The following is an 18,006-nucleotide window of genomic DNA, read 5'->3' on the forward strand; positions in this document are numbered from 1 at the left end:
GGTAGTTTATTTAGAAAACGTATATTACAGATAGGTGAGAATATAAATGAAAAAAATCGTAATCAATGGGAATCGTCCATTAAAAGGCGAAGTAACCATTAGCGGCGCCAAAAATAGTGTGGTCGCTTTAATTCCAGCTGCTATTTTAGCAGATTCGCCCGTGACTTTAGATGGCGTTCCTGACATTCAGGATGTTCACTCATTAATTGAAATTTTAGAAATTATGGGTGCTAAAATTACTTTTGAAAATAATACATTAATTATTGACCCAACAGAAGTTGTTTCTGTGCCAATGCCAAAAGGAAAAATCAATAGCTTACGTGCGTCCTATTATTTTATGGGCTCACTTCTTGGTCGATTTGGGGAAGGCGTTGTCGGCTTACCTGGCGGTTGTTACTTAGGCCCTCGTCCAATTGATTTACATATCAAAGGATTTGAAGCATTAGGCGCTCATGTAACCAACGAACATGGGGCGATGTACTTGAGAACAGACGAAGCTGGCTTACAAGGAACACGAATTTTTATGGATATGGTATCTATTGGCGCTACAATCAATGTCATGTTAGCCGCAGTTAAAGCCAAAGGCAAAACGATTATTGAAAATGCTGCGCGTGAGCCAGAAATTATTGATATTGCTACATTATTAAATAACATGGGTGCAAAAGTTCGAGGAGCTGGAACGGATGTTATTCGGATTGAAGGAGTCGAAGAATTACATGGCTGTCGTCACTCGATTATTCCAGATCGAATTGAAGCTGGGACTTATTTAGCTATGGCAGCAGCTATGGGTGAAGGAATCAAGGTTCGAAATGTTATTTATGAGCATTTAGAAAGCTTCATTGCGAAATTGCAAGAAATGGGCGTTAAGATGACAATTGAAGAAGACATGATTGAAGTTCATCCGTCACATGATCTGAAAATGACGACGGTGAAAACCTATCCGTATCCTGGTTTTGCCACAGACTTGCAACAACCGTTAACGCCATTAATTTTAAAAGCGCAAGGAACTGGTGAAATTATTGATACGATATATGCTCAACGAAATAAGCATATCCCTGAGTTAGTGCGGATGGGGGCTGATGCTTCGGTTGAAGGCAATATGATTATCTTAAATGGCCCAAATCAATTGCACGGTGCAGAAGTAGTCGCCTCTGATTTACGGGCAGGCGCTTGCCTAGTCACTGCCGGCTTGATGGCTGAAGGTACGACCACGATTTATAATGTAGAATATATTTTACGTGGGTACGACCACATTATCGAAAAGTTAACTGCTTTGGGTGCTGATATTCAAATGCTAGAAACCGAAGAACAAGAAGGTCCGTTTGAGGTGGATCAATGAGCGACTATTTAACAATGGCTGAATTGGAAAACAGTACGTTAAAAGATATTTATGCGTACGCGAAAGAGTTTAAAATTCCTTATTATAGCCAAATGAACAAAAAAGAATTGTCTTTAGCTGTGATTCGTGCACAAGCTGAGAAGCAAGGGTTTTTCTTCATGGAAGGAATTTTAGATATTGTTTCTCAGGATGGTTATGGCTTTTTGCGGCCAATTAATTATGGACCAAGTGCAGAAGACATTTATATTTCTTCTTCTCAAATTCGTCGTTTCGGATTGAGAAATGGGGACAAAGTAGCTGGCAAGGCGCGTCCGCCAAAGGAATCAGAACGTTACTATGGACTCATGCATGTTGAAAGTGTCAATGGGAAAGATCCTGAAGAAGCGAAAGAGCGGCCACATTTTCCAGCGCTAACACCGTTGTATCCTGAAAAACAATTAACGTTAGAAACAACGGCTGGCAGATTATCAACACGAATGATTGATGTATTTGCCCCAATTGGTTTTGGGCAACGTGGTTTAATTGTAGCGCCGCCAAAAGCGGGGAAAACAAGTGTTTTAAAGGAAATTGCTAATGGGATTACAGAAAATCATCCTGATGTGGAATTGATTCTGTTGTTAATTGACGAGCGTCCTGAAGAAGTGACTGATTTAGAGCGAAGCGTTAAAGGCGATGTAGTTTCTTCAACTTTTGATCAACAACCACAAAATCATACGCGAGTTGCTGAATTGGTTCTGGATCGAGCAATGCGCTTAGTTGAAGACAAACGGGACGTAGTTATTTTAATGGACAGCATCACTCGTTTAGCAAGGGCCTATAATTTAGTGGTCCCGCCTAGTGGTCGAACCTTAAGTGGCGGAATAGATCCAGCTGCGTTTTTCAAACCTAAACGATTTTTTGGTGCTGCCAGAAATATCGAAGAAGGGGGCAGTCTGACTATTTTAGCCACGGCATTGGTGGATACAGGTAGCCGAATGGATGATGTCATCTATGAAGAATTCAAAGGCACAGGCAACATGGAGCTCCATTTATCTCGTGAATTAGCAGAGCGCCGTATTTTCCCAGCAATTGATATTAAAAAATCAAGTACGCGAAAAGAAGAGTTGTTAATGACACCAGAACAACTAGAAGAAACGTGGAAATTGAGAAATAATATGTCAGGAGACTCGCTGGAATATACGGATCAATTCATAAAAATGTTGAAACGGACCCAAAATAATCAACAATTATTTGAAGTTTTCCATGATGTTTCGTTTGGCAAACAAATTAAAAGAAATCCAAAAAGATAATTGCATACCAACTGAAAACATGGTAAGATAGCATTGTTGTATACCGACAAAATAACTCTGATACAGCAAATGGATCAGGGCAAAGGAGCGAAAAAACGTATGAAACAAGATATCCATCCAAATTACCAACCAGTAGTATTCATGGATTCAACAACAGGTTTCAAATTCCTTTCAGGTTCAACTAAAGGATCTTCAGAAACTGTTGAATGGGAAGATGGCAACACTTATCCATTATTACGTGTTGAGGTTACTTCAGACTCACACCCATTCTACACTGGTCGTCAAAAATTCACACAAGCCGACGGACGTGTGGACCGTTTCAACAAAAAATACGGTCTCAAAGACGAAAACGCAAATCCAGACGCATAGTCTTTCAAAACATTGTTATGACAAGGTTTATAGAGGTTTTCCACTGTGGTGGGAAACCTCTTTTTTTGTTGGATAGGCAGTTTTAAATTCAGAGAAATTATTTAAATATTATTTTATTTAACTGAAAGTATAGCTAGTCCGTATACCGTATAATTTAAATTATTTGGATAGTATACATATTGTAAAGTGCAATTGTCTTTTTAGAATCTTTAAGGTATAATTTGTTTTAATGAGTTTATATGTAAGCTTTTTCTTTTTAAAGACTTTGATCATATCTTTTTTATAAGAAAACTATTGTTTGTGAAAGGATATAAAAGTGCTAAAACAATTGTACTTAACAGTATTAAGATGGAGACCGTACAAGCATAAAAAAGTAAAAATTGTGTACATAATGAGTTTCCCAAGAAATGATGGACATTTAATTGAACAATTAGAACAACAATATCACGGAATGATAATAGTACTTTATACAAAAAATTGTCAATCATACGCAGCATCCTTAAATCAAAAAGGCATAAAGACGATACTTTTTGATAAGAAAACTTTGTTGATTACAACGGCGATTTCATACTTGAAGTCAGCGCCGTTAATTTTTGTAGATAATTATTTTCCAGAATTGGCAATTTTAAAAAAAAAGCAAGTAGTTATCCAATTATGGCATGCTAATGGGGCTTTAAAACAGTTTGGCTGGGGTGCTTATCACACGAAACATAGAAGTAGCAAGGATCAAATCAGGTTTCAAAAAGTTTACGATAAAATGAATTATTTTATCGTTAATTCACTAAAAATGGAAGCAATTTTTAGAAACAATTATCGTCTCGAGAATGCTCAATTTTGTCATTTTGGTTCGCCGCGTCTTGCTTATCTTGAAAAATTAGAGGTAGGAGAAACAAATCAGAATAATAAAGTTTTATATGCACCAACTTATCGAGAGGGAATGAATGAAATGATGCTTGTGATAAATCAAGCAATAAAGGCTTTTTCTGCTATGCCAAATTTTCATTTTTATATGAAATTACATCCATCAATCCAGTTAGATGCCATTGAACTACCGAGAAATGTTTCTATTTGGGAAAAGCATATTTTTGAAAGCTTTAGTGAAATAGGCTACTTGATTACTGATTATTCGAGTGTGGTCTTTGAATACATGCATGTTAAAGAGCAACCGAATATTTTATTTTTTTGTCCAGATTTAGAAAAATATGCATTAAATCCTGGAATTGAGCCTGATTTTTTTGAATATTTACCAGGACCGTTAGTTGAAAATGAAAAACAGTTGATTGTGGCATTGTCAAATTTTTCAATAAATAGTTATAAAGATAATATTACTAGAATTAACGAAGAATGGAATCAATATCAGTCAAAAGAGACCATTAATAAAATAGTAGAGTTGGTAGAGAGAATCTTGGGGGGATTTTGTGAAAAGTAAGGTACGCACTGAATATATTGGGGGATTACCAGTTGACGTATTAACACATCAAGAAATTATGGATGACTTAGAAAGTTATCTCAAAGCTAAAGAGAAAATGATTGTAACTAGCGTTAATCCGCAGATTTCATTGTTAGCATTTGAACATCCAGAAGTTAAGTTATATTTGAAAAGAGCAACTCATCGGATTGCAGATGGGATAGGTGTGGTCAAGGCATCGAAGCTAATGGGTGGGTCTATTCGTGAAAGAGTTACAGGAATTGATGTCATGGATAATTTTTTAGAGTATGCAAATCAACATAAGGAACGAATCTTCTTGTATGGTGCAAAGCAAGAAGTAGTTGAAGCAGCAGCTAAAAATATTCAACGACAATATCCAGGGATTGTTATTAGCGGTATTTTACATGGCTATACAAAGAAAAAACAGCAAGAAATTGTGGAACAAATTAACAAAGCTGAACCAAGGTTTGTCTTTGTAGCATTAGGTTCACCGAAACAAGAGATTTTTTTGGAACAAACAATTGATCACCTGACAGCTAATGTATTTTTAGACGTAGGCGGTACTTTTGACGTATTAGCTGGATCAGTAAAAAGAGCGCCAGAATTTTATATAAATCACAATTTGGAATGGTTATATCGTTGTTTGACAATGAAGAGATACGATCGGTTAATGCAAATTCCTAAATATATTTATTTGACTATTAAGTATCGGAACAACAAGTCTAGGGGGCAGTAAATGATTATTTTGTTTATTTGGGAAAATGACTTAGACACAACTTTTTATATCGTGAAAATAGAGAAAGATGAGAAGTTCATTTTACGAGTACCACCTATTCACAAACTAAGTAAATTTGTTCAAAATAATCAATGGAATAGTTTGATAGAAGAATTAAGAAAATTGTCTTCATATGAAGTAACTGAGTACATAATTATAAAAAAAGCAATGCTTTTTTCGTATCTTTTTGAAGACGATAAAGAAATTGTTATTTCAAATCAAAGTGAGCGGCATCTAATAGATCAAAATGGCAAAGAATGGTTTTTACCAAAAGGAAAAGTTGCTGTAAATCAAGAGGTGCTTTCAGAATATCTTCGTTTTAGTCATTCAGATGCTGAACGTTCATTTGAGCATCAGGAACACATTTTTCGTTTAACGAAAATTAAATTATTAAAAGATAAAAATCCGTTAAAATTGCAAAAGCAGTTAAAGCAATTAAAAAAAGCTACAACAACGTCTTTCTCTATAAAATCTCTGAGTAAGTTATTACTAATCTATACTGCTACAGAAAATAAAAAATTTGATCGAAAAACCATCAAAGTCAATCAAGAGTAGCCTTTTTTCTATTCATAAAAATTGATAATTAACGAAGAAATATCAAAGTACAAATGGAGGTTTTTATGAAAAAAATACTTACTTACGGCACATTTGACCTCCTGCACTATGGTCATATTAATTTGTTGAAAAAAGCGAAACAACAAGGGGACTACCTGATTGTTGGACTATCAACAGATGCTTTTAATTTAGAAAAAAAGAAACAAAGTTATTTTTCATATGAAAAACGTAAACAATTATTAGAGGCAATTCGTTATGTTGATTTAGTTATTCCTGAAACTAGTTGGAAACAAAAAGTTTCCGATATTGCTGAATTTAAAATTGATACTTTAGTCATGGGCGATGATTGGCAAGGGGCTTTTGATTTTCTAGAAGTTGAAACAACCGCAAAGGTTCTTTATTTGCCACGAACGCCAGAAGTATCAACCACACAGATAAAAAAAGAATTATATTATAGTGAATAATAAAAAGTCTCCTTGGTATTTTTCAAGGAGACTTTTTTCAAGATTATCCTTCCCAAAAGTCAAAGATTAATCAGCATTGTTTCGCTGATTTGTTAGACTAGTAGGTACATTCAGCTTTATAAAGGAGATCTTGAAGAAATGAGTAGAAAAAAAGTCGGTGTTTTCTGTCTATTTCTGTTTTTCACATTTTTTATTATTGTTCCAAAAGTAGAAGCTACAGAAGAAATGAAGACTAAATTTACAGTAACGCCTGTTTTACCAGAAAATCAAGTGTCAGGAACATCAAGTTATTATGATTTAATTCTGGCACCAAAGCAATCTTCCACTATTGTCTTAGATATAAAAAATAAGACAGACGAAAAATTGTCCCTCGTATTGACTCTAGCAAATGCATCAACAAATGATAACGGGTTGATTGTGTACAATGATTTTGATAAACCACTTGATTCATCGTTAAAGGTTCCGCTGACAGACTTGGTTACTTTAGAAAATGAGGAAGTGAGTGTGCCGCCTCATCAAACAGTATCAGCAAAGATGAAGGTGAAGGGACTTGATCAGCCTATCAAAGGAGTTGTTTTAGGCGGGGTTTATGCGCATCTCAAAGATGAAAAAACAGAGGAAGAGAACCAAACAACGGGATTAACCAGTCGCTACGGGTTTAATGTTGCGATTGCCATGAGGAGTGCTGAGAATGCTCCTTTAACAGAGGTGAACCAACTGAAATTAGCGAAAGTAACACCTACAATTGCTTTAGGGGCCAAATCACTAAAGGCGGTCATTCAAAATCCATATGCTGCTATTTTTCCAGAAGTTCGTTTAGAAGGTCAAGTGATAAAAAAAGAATCCTCTAAAAAAATTGCACAACGGACACTAAAAAAATGTTCGCTTTGCCCCAAATAGTTCCATGAATTTTCATCTTGATTTGGGTAAACAACCGCTAGATGCTGAGACTTATATATTTACAGGACGTGCTATTTTACAACAAGATGAACAACAGTCTTGGCCTTTTCAACAAGAATTTACGATTAACACTCGTGAAGCAAAAAAATTGAATCAAGAGGCTACGGTCAAATGGGTCCTACCTACATGGTGGTTACCGACTTTCTACACGTTGTTAGTAATCACAATTGGGGCAATTTATAGTGTCATTTGGCGCAATAATTATCAAAAAACAAGCGAAAAGGAGAGTGAGAATAATGGCTAGTTGGTTTTGGTTATCTGGCGGTTTAGCGGTCATTTGTTTTATGTTTTTCCTCTTTTCTTTGCTGACTAGTATGAGTTTTATTCAGCATGCAAAAGAACCCAGAAGTATTCTAAAAGAAACGCTTTTAAGTTGGTTAATGCTTTTACTTAGTGGTGGGTGGATTACAATCGGACTATTGTTATATTTTTCGCTAAAGAATCAATAAACAAAAAACGAGCATTCATTGTTAGATAACCGTGAATGCTCGTTTTTTTGTTTTAGGAAAATGCTCTTTAGCAACTTGCCAGATTTCATTGGGCAACCTGACTGAAATTGTTAAATTGTTCTGTCGAAACGACAAAAAAGTGGTAAACTAAACGTGTATGTTAGTTATTTAATCAAAAGTAATGTATCCGCTTACTTATAAAATGGAAACGAAGGAGCATATTGCAATGACAGAAAAACTTTTAGGAAGTATCGAAGCCGGTGGCACAAAATTTGTATGTGGCGTTGGGACAGATGATTTGACCATCGTAGAACGTGTCAGTTTTCCCACAACAACCCCAGAAGAAACAATGAAAAAAGTAATAGAATTTTTCCAACAATATCCTTTAAAAGCGATTGGGATTGGTTCGTTTGGTCCGATTGATATTCACGTTGATTCTCCTACGTATGGTTATATCACTTCTACACCAAAATTAGCTTGGCGTAACTTTGACTTGTTAGGGACTATGAAACAACATTTTGATGTGCCAATGGCTTGGACAACGGATGTGAATGCTGCGGCATATGGTGAGTATGTTGCTGGAAATGGGCAACATACATCTAGTTGTGTATATTATACAATTGGAACTGGTGTTGGCGCTGGAGCGATTCAAAACGGTGAGTTTATTGAAGGCTTTAGCCACCCAGAAATGGGGCATGCGTTAGTCCGTCGTCATCCTGAAGATACGTATGCAGGAAATTGTCCTTATCATGGAGATTGTTTAGAAGGGATTGCAGCAGGACCAGCAGTTGAAGGTCGTTCTGGTAAAAAAGGACATTTATTGGAAGAGGATCATAAAACTTGGGAACTAGAAGCTTATTATTTAGCGCAAGCGGCGTACAATACTACTTTATTATTAGCGCCAGAAGTGATCATTTTAGGCGGCGGCGTCATGAAACAACGTCATTTGATGCCGAAAGTTCGTGAAAAATTTGCTGAATTAGTCAATGGATATGTGGAAACACCGCCTTTAGAAAAATACTTGGTGACGCCTCTTTTAGAAGATAATCCAGGAACAATTGGTTGCTTTGCCTTGGCAAAAAAAGCTTTAATAGCTCAAAAATAACCATTTATTCGCAGTTCATGCATTATATTTGAAGGAAATGGCTAAGAATGATACTCTTATTATGTAATTAATTATTTAGGAGGGATTAGCATGGCAGATTTAAAAGGACGTTTTGACGATGCAAAAGATAAAGTAGAAGGTACTGCAAAAGAAGCGCAAGGCAAAGTTACGGATGATAAAGGCAAAGAACTTGAAGGAAAAGCTCAATCAACCTTTGCTGACGTAAAAGACAAAGCACGTGATGCCGGCGATGACCTTAAAGAAGGCGCTGAAAAATTAACTGATAAAGTTAAAGAAGGCTTTGAAGACTTAAAAGACAAATTTAGTAAAGATAAATAAAAATTAACAAAAGAGCGTGGGCTTACGTTGAAATAACGTAAGCCCACGCTCTTTTGTTTAGATATCAAATCCTTGCTTCTGTAAAAATGTTTTTACTTCTGGCCGACGATTATAAGAAAAATAGGACAAAGACTTCTGTGACCAATCCGCTGTTTGGGCGTTACTTGAGCGGCTGGCATAATAATCTTTTAATAATTCATCATATGTGTGCATATCTGTCAATTTGTCTGATTGGTAGTGATTTTCGCTTAAAATATTTTCAAAAGGCATCCGTGGTTTTACACCATTTAACGTTTCTGGTACACCGATTGTTAATCCGAAAAGTGGTACAGTTAATTCAGGCAAAGATAAGCGTTTGGCTACTGTGTCTAAGTCATTTCGAATGCCGCCAATATAACAAATCCCTAAATCCATAGATTCAGCCGCAATGGCCATGTTTTGGGCAGCAATCGTTGTATCAACGGCAGCTACTAATAATGATTCTGGTGTCTTTAAGGGTTCCAATGATTGCCCCTCTTTTGACAAAATCGTTGCATGACGATACAAATCAGCAACAAAAACATAGAACAAACCAGTGTTAACGACATAGTCTTCACAATTCGCTAAACGTCCCAATTCTCTTCGTAGCTCAGGATCTTTGATTTCTATAATTGTATAAGCTTGTAAAAAATTGGAGCTTGATCCTGCTTGAGCTGCAGTAATTAACTGTTGTTTCTGCTTGTCCGTTAACGCTTGCTTTTTAAAATGACGAACGGAACGGTGACTTAGTAATTGTTCGATTGTTTGATTCATAAAAAACCTCCGTTTAAATTAAGAAAGAGGACAGAAAAACCCACAGCTTAATAGTGGGTTTCTCTGTCGTTAATTGCTAAAGATTACAGAATACGTTCAAATGGATCTAAACTAATTCCTTGGTCTAAGACGATTTTTGCGTATTCTTTCGCTGCAAATAAAGAATGATCTTTGTAGTTTCCGCACTCTTTTGCAGAGACTGCTGGAACAACTTCTGTATTGATTACTTTGTTTAAAACGTTGACTAATGCATCACGGATTTCTTGTGGTGAATGTTGATCCCACATAATCATATAAAAACCAGTGCGGCAACCCATTGGCGAAATGTCAATGATTCCTTTTAATTCATCACGCATGTTAACTGCTAATAAATGTTCCAACGTGTGTAATGCGCCTGTTGGTAGGGCATCTTTGTTTGGTTGTAAGAAACGTAAGTCATATTTTTCGACTAACGCATCACCATTTTGTTCTGTGCCAGCAAGGCGAACATATGGTGCTTTTACTGTGTTGTGATCTAATTCAAAACTTTCTACGCGTGCCATGAAATTTCTCTCCCTTTATAATTAAATTCGTTTTAACTATAACAAATTTAAGTCAAAAGTCAATGGATAGTCCTTTGATGGGTAATAGTTTTAAAATATCATGGGAAAATAAAAAAATCATTTTTTTGACTATGTAGGTTTTTTCAATACTATGGTAAAATAGGACAAGTAGCTTTTACAAGAAGGTAAGAGGGGAGTATGAAAATATGGGAAAAGAATATCATGTTGCCGTGGTAGGAGCAACAGGTGCTGTCGGGACAAGAATGATTGAATTGTTAGCAGAGACAAGTTTGCCAATTGCCAGTGTGAGGTTATTGGCGTCTAAGCGTTCTGCTGGACAAGAGATTCAGTTTAAAGGACAACCTCTTATCGTGGAAGAATTAGTCCCGGAATCATTTGAAGGAATCGATTTAGCATTATTTAGTGCTGGTGGGAGTATTTCCGAAAAGTTTGCACCAGAAGCAGTTAAGCGCGGAGCTGTCGTTGTTGACAACACTAGCCATTTTAGAATGGCAAAAGATGTTCCTTTAGTTGTTCCAGAAGTGAACCCGGAAGCCTTGAAAAATCATCAGGGAATCATCGCAAATCCCAATTGTTCTACGATTCAAATGATGGTGGCCTTAGAACCAATTCGGCAAGCGTTTGGCTTAGAACGAATCATCGTTTCAACGTATCAAGCTGTGAGTGGCGCAGGTATCCGTGCAATTAATGAGCTAAAAGAACAAGCCGAAGATTTTTTAGAGGGAAAACCTGTCAGTGAATGGTCAGCTGAAATTTTACCAGCTGGCAGTGACGAAAAACATTATCCAATTGCTTTTAATGCGTTGCCTCAAATTGATGTTTTTTCAGAAGCAGGGTATACCTACGAAGAATGGAAAATGATGAATGAAACAAAAAAAATCATGGGAGACAACAAGCTAAAAGTCGTTGCCACCTGTGTCCGTATTCCGGTAATTTCAGGACATTCTGAATCTGTTTATATAGAAGTGAAACAAGCAGATGCATCGGTCTCAGCCATCCAAGAATTAATGGCGCAAGCTCCAGGTGTAATTTTGCAAGATGAGCCAAGTGAACAACTATATCCACAAGCGCTAAATAGCGTCAACCAGAAAGAAACATTTGTCGGCCGTATTCGTCAAGACGTTGACGTGAAGAACGGTTTCCATTTATGGATTGTGTCAGACAACCTATTAAAAGGAGCTGCTTGGAACTCGGTCCAAATTGCTGAAACGCTACACGAAATGAATTTGCTTCGTGTACCTGAAAACGACTAGAAGGTTTGTATTGTATACTCGGGAGGGAATAGGATGGATTTAACGAATGCAACAATTATTACGGCAATGGTTACGCCGTTTCAAGAATCGGGAGAAATAGATTTTGATAAACTACCGCAATTGGTAGACTATTTATTGGCCAATCATACAGAAGGCGTTATTTTAGCAGGAACAACTGGTGAATCACCCACGTTAACTCATGAAGAAGAATTACAATTATTCCAGCGAATTATTGAACTGATCGATGGACGTATTCCGATTATTTGTGGTGTAGGTACGAATGATACACGTGACTCAGTCGCTTTTGTGAAAGAGTTAGCGACAATCGCTGGTATTGATGCTGTTTTGGCGGTTGTTCCTTATTATAATAAACCAAATCAAGAAGGTATGTATCAACATTTTAAAACCATCGCAGAAGCAAGTGAACTGCCAATTATTTTGTACAATGTTCCTGGTAGAACGGCTGCATGCCTAGAAGTGGAAACTACTTTGCGCTTAGCACAATTGGAAAAAATTGTGGCGATTAAAGAATGTGCAGGGTTAGATGCAATTACTGAGTTGATTGAAAGAGCGCCAAAAGACTTTCTAGTGTATACTGGAGAAGACGGGTTGGCTTTTGCCACCAAGGCACTTGGCGGACAAGGGGTTATTTCGGTAGCCAGTCATGTCTTCGGTTCGTCAATGTATGAGATGTATCAAGCGCTGGAGCAGGGGAACTTGCCGGAAGCGGCTAAAATTCAACGACAGTTATTACCAAAAATGAATGCATTGTTTTCAGTGCCTTCGCCGGCACCCGTGAAAGCTGCCTTAAATCATTTAGGTATTCCTGTTGGAAATTTACGGTTACCTCTAGTTGCTTGTACACCAGAAGAAGAGCAAAGAATTATTCGCACGTTAGAGATTTAAAGAACGTGTAATCATAGAGAGGTGAAAAGAGTGAGTACAATAAAAATCGTTCCATTAGGCGGCGTTCGTGAAAATGGAAAAAATATGTACGTTGCTGAAGTGGAAGATGAAATTTTTGTACTGGATTGTGGATTACAATATCCAGAGAACGAACTTTTAGGAATTGACGTTGTCATTCCGGATTTTACGTATTTAGAAGAAAATAGTGAACGAATTGCAGGGGTCTTTTTAACACATGGCCATGCAGATGCAATTGGGGCCTTACCGTATTTGCTTTCAAAAATTCAAGTGCCTGTTTTTGGGACAGAATTAACGATTGAACTAGCAAAACTAAGTGTCAACAGTCATGCGGAAACGAAGAAATTTAAAGATTTCCATGTGATTGACCCGCATACAGAAATTGATTTTGGTCAAGCAACGGTGAGCTTCTTTAAAACAACGCACACCATTCCAGATTCGATTGGTGTTAGCATCAAAACAAAAGAAGGTAACATTGTTTATACTGGTGATTTTAAATTTGATCAAAGTGCGATTGAGATGTATCAAACCGATTATGGCCGCTTGGCTGAAATTGGGAAAGAAGGCGTCTTGGCGCTACTTAGTGATTCATCAAATGCTGAAAACCCAGCCCAAGTTGCATCGGAAGCCCAAATCGCTGATGAAGTGTTCGACACGATTCGCTATTGGGAAGGACGAATCATCGTGGCATGTGTGGCAAGTAATTTGCAACGGGTTCAACAAGTATTGAATGCAGCGGATCGTTCTGGTCGTAAAGTCGTTTTGACAGGCCAAGATTTTGAACGGATTATTCGGACGGCGATGAAATTAGAAAAATTACAATTGCCAAGTGAAGATCTATTAGTGAAACCAAAAGAAATGAAAAAATATGCACCCGAACAGTTATTAATTTTAGAAACAGGCCGGATGGGAGAACCTATTAAGTCACTTCAAAAAATGGCTAATAATACACATGGTGTCGTTCGAATTGAAGAAGGCGATTTAGTTTATATTACGACAACGCCGACAACGGCCATGGAAACAACGGTTGCCAAAACAGAGGATATTGTCTATCGGGCCGGTGCTACGGTGAAGCAAATTTCCGACAATTTACGTGTGTCTGGTCACGCTAATCCGAATGACTTGCAATTGATGTTGAACTTAATGAAACCAAAATATTTCATTCCTGTCCAAGGTGAATACCGTCAGTTAGCTGCGCATGCGGACTTAGCACACGAAATTGGCATGCCTTATAAAGATATCTTTATTACAGGTCGTGGGGACATTTTAGAGTATACAAAAGGTAGAATGTCGGTAGCTGGCAGCACAACGGCCGAAAATATTATGATTGACGGGATTGGTGTCGGCGATATTGGTAATATCGTTTTACGAGATCGTCGTATTCTTTCCGAAGATGGTATTTTTGTGGCTGTTGTGACAATTAATCGCCGAGAAAAACGAATTGTTTCACCAGCTAAAATTACTTCTAGAGGTTTTGTTTACGTTAAAACAAGTAAAGACCTAATGAAAGAAAGTAGCAATATTGTCACAGAAATTGTTGAAAAGCATTTAGAAAGTGACGATTTCGAATGGAGCAAACTGAAACAAGAAATCCGCGAAAACTTAAGCCGTTATTTATTTGAACAAACCAAACGTCGTCCTGTGATCTTACCAGTTATCATGGAAGCGACGCAACGCAAGCGTCCCAAAAATAACGCATAGTTCGTCCTGATCAAAGCAGGTGATTTTAGGAGAAATTCTTCTAAAGTCATCTGTTCTTTTTTGTAACTTTCTTCTATAAATATGGTACTATTAATCAGAGCGCTGAATAAAGGAGGCGATTTTAGTGGAAGAGATTGTGTTGTTCCATACCAATGATCTTCATTCTCACTTTGAAAATTGGCCCAAAATACGGCGTCTGGTTAAAGCCAAACGTTCGCTGTACCAAAAAGAGGGCAAAACAGTCGTAACCATTGATTTAGGTGACTTTTCAGATCGGTGTCATCCTTTGACCGAAGCAACAGATGGTCGAGCAAATGTAGCTATAATGAATACATTAGCGTATGACCTGGTTACAATTGGAAATAATGAAGGAATCGGCAAATCAAAGAAACAATTAGAGCATTTATATGATCAGGCAACATTTGAAGTGGTCTTAGCTAATTTAGAAGAACCAAAAACCCAAACGTTACCAGATTTTTGTCAAGCATATAAAATTATGACAACTAAAGAAGGCACAAAGTTAGGGTTTATTGGCTTAACCGCACCATTTCCTTTAACGTATAATCCCAATGGCTGGACAATCAAACAAGTGGAAGCAGTCCTTCCTCAACTGATTACAGAAGTTGCGCCTCAATGTGATGTTCTCATTTTGCTTAGTCACTTGGGGATAGATACTGATTTTATGATTGCGGCGAATTATCCTGAAATTCAAGTGATTTTAGGTTCCCATACACATCATTTATTTAAAGATGGTGAAAAAATTAATCATGTGCAACTAGCAGCTGCTGGCAAATATGGACAGTATATTGGTGAAGTGCATCTGTTTGTGGATGCCGACACGAAGCAAGTCACAAGTTATGCGAAAACGATTGAAACAGCAAGTTTAGAAGAGCAAGCAACGGATGCCAAGGAAATTGCGGGTTACTTAACGGAAGGTCATCGACTATTGCAAGCGCAGCAAATTGCACAAATCCCTGAAACCTTGTCAACGGACTTACGGCAACCGCATGCCTTTATAACTGTTGCCTTGAAGGCGTTAAAAGAAGCGGGGCAGACCGAAGCGGCTGTGTTGAACAACGGGTTATTTTTAGCAGATTTACCAGAAGGAATAATCAATGCAGACCAATTACATGAGGCCTTGCCTCATCCAATGCATTTAATCAAGGTTACCTTGAAAGGGTCAGACATGAGCCGTTTGATTCGTGAAATGGAAAAAAGTCGTCAATTTCTGCGGAAATTTCCGATTCGCGGGATGGGCTTCCGCGGGAAAATTTTTGGCGAATTATGTTATGATGGGATTCGTTTTGAGCGAAATAGCCAGACCGTTTTTTGGCAAGGGAAACCTATTCAGCCAGAGCAGAAGTATACGCTGACAACAGTGGATCACTTTCAATTTGTTCCGTTTTTCCCAACGATTGAGTTAGTTGGAGAAGTCGAATTTTTATTTCCAGACGTTTTAAGAACTGTCGTGGCGAACTATCTGCATGCCCACTATCCAATCAAATAAAAACAAGGTATAATAAAAACTAGGTGGTGAAAAAATGACAGACAAAAAGACAACCGAAAAAAAAGAAAAAGAAACAGAAACTGCTGCAACCTTTACAGAAGAACTAACAGCAGTTCTTGAAGAAATAAAAGAAGAACCTGTAAAAGAAAAGAAAAAAGGGGAAATTGTCACCATTGTGAATGAAACAGATATTCAAATTGGTGAAAGAGAGTACCGAATTGTTAAAAATCATCGTGATGCCTTTGATCCTGAACGCTTAGGTGAACGGTTTAGTGAAGTATTAGCGCGTTATGATTATATCGTAGGAGACTGGGGCTATGAACAGTTACGCTTGCGTGGCTTTTTTGATACTTCTAATCGTCGGGCAGCGCCGGATCAACGCATTGATACACTAGAAGACTATTTGTATGAATATTGTAATTTTGGCTGTGCCTATTTTGTAATTGAACGAACAGGGGAACGTAAAGAAAAAACAACGCATCGTCGTCGTCGCCATAAAAAGAATAATCGTTCTAACGCGTTTGTCGAGGAAAAGAGTGCGCCCGCTAATAAAAATAGCAAGCCAGTGATTCGTACGCGAAAAGAAGAAAATAAAAAAACGACTACACCCAAACAGCCTAGTTCCAAAAAATCTGGCAAAGGCTTTACGATTCGTCAACGTGAGGAGTAAACAGAGTGAAAAAAGACTATCAAGGATATTTAATTGATTTAGATGGAACGATTTATTTAGGAAAAGAACCAATTCCAGCCGGAAAACGTTTTGTCGAGCAGTTACAGGAAAAAGATTTGCCTTTTTTATTTGTAACGAATAATACCACTAAATCTCCTGAAACAGTGGCACAACGTTTAGCAAATGAATTTGATATTCATGTCCCAGCATCCCTTGTTTATACAGCGACTTTAGCGACGATTGATTACATGAAAGAAACCAATCGAGGCAAGAAAGTCTTTGTCATCGGCGAGGCTGGTTTAATTGACTTAATTTTAGAAGCAGGTTTTGAATGGGATGAAACAAATCCTGATTATGTTGTCGTGGGACTTGATACAGAATTATCTTACGAAAAAGTGGTTTTAGCTACCTTAGCCATTCAAAAAGGGGCGTTGTTTATTGGGACCAATCCAGATAAGAACATTCCGACAGAAAGAGGCTTATTACCTGGTGCAGGTTCAGTTGTGACGTTTGTGGAGACAGCTACTCAAACAAAACCAGTTTATATTGGCAAACCAAAAGCGATTATCATGGAACGAGCGATTGCGCATTTAGGCGTGGAAAAAGAGCAAGTAATTATGGTTGGAGATAATTATGAAACCGATATTCAATCAGGGATTCAAAATGGTATTGATAGCTTGTTAGTTATATCAGGTTTTACCCCTAAGTCAGCTGTTCCAACTTTGCCAACGCCACCAACCTATGTTGTTGATTCCTTAGATGAATGGACTTTTTGAGTATGATGAGGTCGAAATTGCGTTTAAGGGAAACACTTGGACTCATTTGTTTGTTTTTAACGATTGTGGCTTTAAGTATCACGATCACGATTAATTTTCGTCCATTGTATCTTTTTGATATCCAACACTTAAATATTTTAAAAGACGTAGAGGTTGATCGTGTGACCTTGATTAAAAATTACGATCATTTAATGATGTACTTAAACAATCCTTTTGAAAAAACATTAGTATTTCCTGATTTTCCAATGTCTGATAGCGCGGCTTTTCATTTTTATGAAGTGAAAAAATTGTTTTTATTGTGCTATGGCGTATTACTAGTTACGTTGATGCCTAGTGTCCTTTATTTAAAATATTTGGTAAAAAATCAGCGTTTATGGACATTGATACGGCCATTTCAGTGGGGAATGTTTTTGCCTGTGCTTTTTGGCTTTTTCATGCTGATTGGCTTTGATCAATTTTTTATTGCGTTTCATGGATTATTTTTTAACAACGATGCTTGGTTATTTAATCCGCTGACTGATCCGATTATCAATGCCTTGCCTGAAGCCTACTTTATGCATTGTTTTATCTTGTTTTTTGTTTTATTAGAAGGCCTGTTTTTGATAGGTGTTTTAATCGGAAAACGTTCTTTAAAAAAATAAAGAGAGAAAAGTGAACAATTCCAAAATTGCTCGCTTTTCTTTTTTATTCAATCTAGTTTTAAAAACTAGATTGAATAATTGTCAAAAGTATGATATTCTTTTTTAG

Annotated in this window: 19 protein-coding genes and 1 pseudogene; 18 read left to right on the forward strand and 2 right to left on the reverse strand. The window is 37.2% G+C overall.

The features are described from left to right. The first annotated feature begins 46 nt into the window (after positions 1-46). The 11 genes and pseudogenes from PYW42_RS05055 (at position 47) to PYW42_RS05105 (ending at position 9,073) form a co-directional block, all read left to right on the forward strand. Entirely contained in the window at positions 47-1,339 is a 1,293-nt protein-coding gene (locus tag PYW42_RS05055) for a UDP-N-acetylglucosamine 1-carboxyvinyltransferase (protein WP_002409855.1), read from the forward strand. Beyond that, positions 1,336-2,628, forward strand: coding sequence for a transcription termination factor Rho (gene rho, locus PYW42_RS05060; protein ID WP_002357968.1), 1,293 nt, complete (start codon positions 1,336-1,338; stop codon positions 2,626-2,628). Before PYW42_RS05055 ends, rho begins: the two co-directional genes overlap by 4 nt. A gap of 99 nt (positions 2,629-2,727) precedes the next feature. Beyond that, on the forward strand, positions 2,728-2,997 hold the full coding sequence (locus PYW42_RS05065) for a type B 50S ribosomal protein L31 (protein WP_002357967.1): 270 nt from the start codon (positions 2,728-2,730) through the stop codon (positions 2,995-2,997). Positions 2,998-3,313: 316 nt separating this feature from the next. Then, positions 3,314-4,426 carry a teichoic acid biosynthesis protein TagB gene (tagB, locus tag PYW42_RS05070; RefSeq protein ID WP_002378198.1) on the forward strand — a complete coding sequence of 371 codons (1,113 nt, stop codon included), beginning with the start codon at positions 3,314-3,316 and terminating at the stop codon, positions 4,424-4,426. Further along, positions 4,416-5,162, forward strand: a complete 747-nt coding sequence (locus tag PYW42_RS05075) for a WecB/TagA/CpsF family glycosyltransferase (protein WP_002360559.1) — start codon at positions 4,416-4,418, stop codon at positions 5,160-5,162. Before tagB ends, PYW42_RS05075 begins: the two co-directional genes overlap by 11 nt. Next, positions 5,163-5,756, forward strand: a complete 594-nt coding sequence (locus PYW42_RS05080) for a hypothetical protein (RefSeq protein WP_002363732.1) — start codon at positions 5,163-5,165, stop codon at positions 5,754-5,756. Positions 5,757-5,809: 53 nt separating this feature from the next. Next, positions 5,810-6,220, forward strand: coding sequence for a glycerol-3-phosphate cytidylyltransferase (tagD, locus tag PYW42_RS05085; protein WP_002384695.1), 411 nt, complete (start codon positions 5,810-5,812; stop codon positions 6,218-6,220). A 138-nt stretch (positions 6,221-6,358) separates the two neighbouring features. Beyond that, positions 6,359-7,424, forward strand: a pseudogene (locus PYW42_RS05090) (DUF916 and DUF3324 domain-containing protein). Continuing rightward, positions 7,417-7,629, forward strand: coding sequence for a hypothetical protein (locus PYW42_RS05095; RefSeq protein ID WP_002357965.1), 213 nt, complete (start codon positions 7,417-7,419; stop codon positions 7,627-7,629). Before PYW42_RS05090 ends, PYW42_RS05095 begins: the two are co-directional and overlap by 8 nt. A gap of 226 nt (positions 7,630-7,855) precedes the next feature. Then, positions 7,856-8,734, forward strand: a complete 879-nt coding sequence (gene scrK / locus PYW42_RS05100) for a fructokinase ScrK (protein ID WP_002357964.1) — start codon at positions 7,856-7,858, stop codon at positions 8,732-8,734. A 90-nt stretch (positions 8,735-8,824) separates the two neighbouring features. Then, on the forward strand, positions 8,825-9,073 hold the full coding sequence (locus tag PYW42_RS05105) for a YtxH domain-containing protein (RefSeq protein ID WP_002357962.1): 249 nt from the start codon (positions 8,825-8,827) through the stop codon (positions 9,071-9,073). A gap of 57 nt (positions 9,074-9,130) precedes the next feature. Here PYW42_RS05105 and nfsA read toward each other — a convergent pair whose 3' ends face one another. Both nfsA and PYW42_RS05115 read right to left on the reverse strand, forming a co-directional pair. Then, the gene (gene nfsA / locus PYW42_RS05110; protein ID WP_002409400.1) at positions 9,131-9,865 is read right to left on the reverse strand and encodes an oxygen-insensitive NADPH nitroreductase; all 735 of its coding nucleotides are present in this window, start codon (positions 9,863-9,865) and stop codon (positions 9,131-9,133) included. A gap of 83 nt (positions 9,866-9,948) precedes the next feature. Beyond that, positions 9,949-10,407 carry an S-ribosylhomocysteine lyase gene (locus PYW42_RS05115; RefSeq protein WP_002357960.1) on the reverse strand — a complete coding sequence of 153 codons (459 nt, stop codon included), beginning with the start codon at positions 10,405-10,407 and terminating at the stop codon, positions 9,949-9,951. A 206-nt stretch (positions 10,408-10,613) separates the two neighbouring features. On the opposite strand from PYW42_RS05115, the gene PYW42_RS05120 reads away from it, so the two are divergent. From PYW42_RS05120 to PYW42_RS05150, 7 genes are all read left to right on the forward strand, one after another. Continuing rightward, complete coding sequence (locus tag PYW42_RS05120) at positions 10,614-11,681, forward strand: aspartate-semialdehyde dehydrogenase (RefSeq protein WP_002381968.1); 1,068 nt, start codon at positions 10,614-10,616, stop codon at positions 11,679-11,681. Positions 11,682-11,714: 33 nt separating this feature from the next. Beyond that, positions 11,715-12,587, forward strand: a complete 873-nt coding sequence (gene dapA / locus PYW42_RS05125) for a 4-hydroxy-tetrahydrodipicolinate synthase (RefSeq protein ID WP_002361644.1) — start codon at positions 11,715-11,717, stop codon at positions 12,585-12,587. A gap of 30 nt (positions 12,588-12,617) precedes the next feature. After that, positions 12,618-14,306 (forward strand): ribonuclease J, encoded by a 1,689-nt coding sequence (locus PYW42_RS05130; protein WP_002357956.1) that lies wholly within the window; start codon positions 12,618-12,620, stop codon positions 14,304-14,306. A 124-nt stretch (positions 14,307-14,430) separates the two neighbouring features. Beyond that, entirely contained in the window at positions 14,431-15,813 is a 1,383-nt protein-coding gene (locus PYW42_RS05135; RefSeq protein WP_002409401.1) for a bifunctional metallophosphatase/5'-nucleotidase, read from the forward strand. A gap of 34 nt (positions 15,814-15,847) precedes the next feature. Then, positions 15,848-16,483, forward strand: coding sequence for a YutD family protein (locus tag PYW42_RS05140; protein ID WP_002369593.1), 636 nt, complete (start codon positions 15,848-15,850; stop codon positions 16,481-16,483). A 5-nt stretch (positions 16,484-16,488) separates the two neighbouring features. Further along, the gene (locus PYW42_RS05145; protein WP_002409402.1) at positions 16,489-17,259 is read left to right on the forward strand and encodes a TIGR01457 family HAD-type hydrolase; all 771 of its coding nucleotides are present in this window, start codon (positions 16,489-16,491) and stop codon (positions 17,257-17,259) included. Beyond that, entirely contained in the window at positions 17,247-17,900 is a 654-nt protein-coding gene (locus tag PYW42_RS05150) for a TIGR01906 family membrane protein (RefSeq protein ID WP_002381967.1), read from the forward strand. The genes PYW42_RS05145 and PYW42_RS05150 overlap by 13 nt, the downstream gene beginning before the upstream one ends. Positions 17,901-18,006 lie beyond the last annotated feature (106 nt).

Source organism: Enterococcus faecalis, assembly GCF_029024925.1.
GTDB lineage: Bacteria > Bacillota > Bacilli > Lactobacillales > Enterococcaceae > Enterococcus > Enterococcus faecalis.